Origin of the sequence: Pseudomonas sp. CM27, assembly GCF_013179515.1 — a bacterium.
Taxonomy (GTDB): domain Bacteria; phylum Pseudomonadota; class Gammaproteobacteria; order Pseudomonadales; family Pseudomonadaceae; genus Aquipseudomonas.
In genome coordinates this window covers 1-1518 of sequence record NZ_JABMCN010000434.1, presented here as the reverse complement: position 1 = coordinate 1518, position 1518 = coordinate 1, and the positions used below count along the sequence as shown (strand labels likewise).

1 protein-coding gene is annotated in these 1518 nt (G+C 62.5%); it reads right to left on the bottom strand.

The window, feature by feature from the left end; translation table 11 throughout:
• Positions 1–1518 (bottom strand): immunoglobulin-like domain-containing protein (locus tag HP547_RS28710; RefSeq protein WP_372243018.1); only part of this gene is annotated, 1518 nt, incomplete at both ends.

Genomic DNA, 1518 nt, shown 5'->3' with positions numbered 1-1518 from the left:
GGTTCTCGAACTTCAGGTCACCGGTGACAGCGATGTCGGTGATGGCCTTGGTGATCGATGGCTGGCCGCCTACGTACAGGTCGTTCGGCGCCGTGACGAAGGCAGTGCCGGTAGCGGAGCCTGCCGGGATGGTCACGGTGGTGCCACCGGTCAGGGTGACGGTTACGCCGCCGTGGCCAGTGACTGGCAGCTTGCTGTCTTCGCTGATCAGGGTGACGGTGTAGGTGATCTTGCCGCCTTCGACCACAGCGGTGTTGTCTACCGACAGTACCGCGTTGACCTTGCTGAGGGTGTCCGAGACCTGCACGGTGGCAGGGTCGCCGATGACCAGGTTTTCCAGCGCCGGGCCCGGGACAGTGGCGCCATCGATGCTGACGGTGATCTTGCCGTTGTCGATGAACACGTCATCGCCCTGCGCAGGCGCAGAGATGGTCTTGGTGGTTTCGCCTGCGGCAAAGACCACGGTCTCACCGGTGCTCAGCAGCACGGTCAGTGGTTTGTCGATGGCCTGGTTCAAGGTAACGGTGAAGGTCGGCGCAGTGGCTTCGTTCACCGAGTCCACGACTGGCGTGATGCTGACCTTGACCAGGTTGCCGGTACCGTTCGGGTCATCGCTGACCGTGGTGGTGACCGGGGTCGTGTCAGGCACCAGGTTTTCGAACTTCTCGGTACCCGCTACCGAAATATCGGTAATCGCCTTGGTGATGGCGTCCTGACCGCCTACATACAGGTCGTTCGGCGCATCGATGGACACGGTGCCGGTGGCGGAACCTGGGTTGATGACGACCTGAGTACCACCAGTCAAGGTCACGGTGATGCCACCGTGGCCAGTCACTGGCAAGTTGGTGTCTTCACTCACCAAGGTCACGGTGTAAGTGATCTTGCCGCCTTCGACCACAGCGGTGTTATCCACCGACAGCACGGCCGTGACCTTGCTGAGGGTGTCCGAGACCTGAACGGTGGCCGGGTCGCCGATCACCAGGTTTTCCAGCGCTGGGCCCGGGACGGAGGCACCATCGATGCTGACGGTGATCTTGCCTTCGTCCTTGAACACGTCCTCGCCCTGCGCTGGTGCAGCGTAGGACTTGGTGGTCTCGCCTGCCGCGAAGGTCAGGGTGGCACCGGTGCTCAGGGTGACGGTGAACGGCTTGTCCAGCGCCTTGTTCAGGCTGATGGTGAAGGTCGGCTCGGTGGCCTCGTTCACGGATACCTGATCGGCCACGATGGTGACCTTGACCAGATCGCCTTCGTTCTCGCCGCCTGGGTTACCTGGGGTACCCGGTTCGTCGGTTACTACGGTGCTGACTTTGGTGCTGCCCAGCTCCAGCTGCTCGAACTGGTCGGCGCCTTTGCCCGCGACGTCGGTCAGACCTTGGGTGATGGTCACCGGATCGTTGACGTAGACGTTGTCCGGCGCAGTCACGGTGGTGCTGCCGACCGACTCACCGGCCTTGATGGTCACGGTGGTGCCATCGGTCAGGGTGAAGGTCAGGCCCTTGTGATTGGTGACTGGCAGGG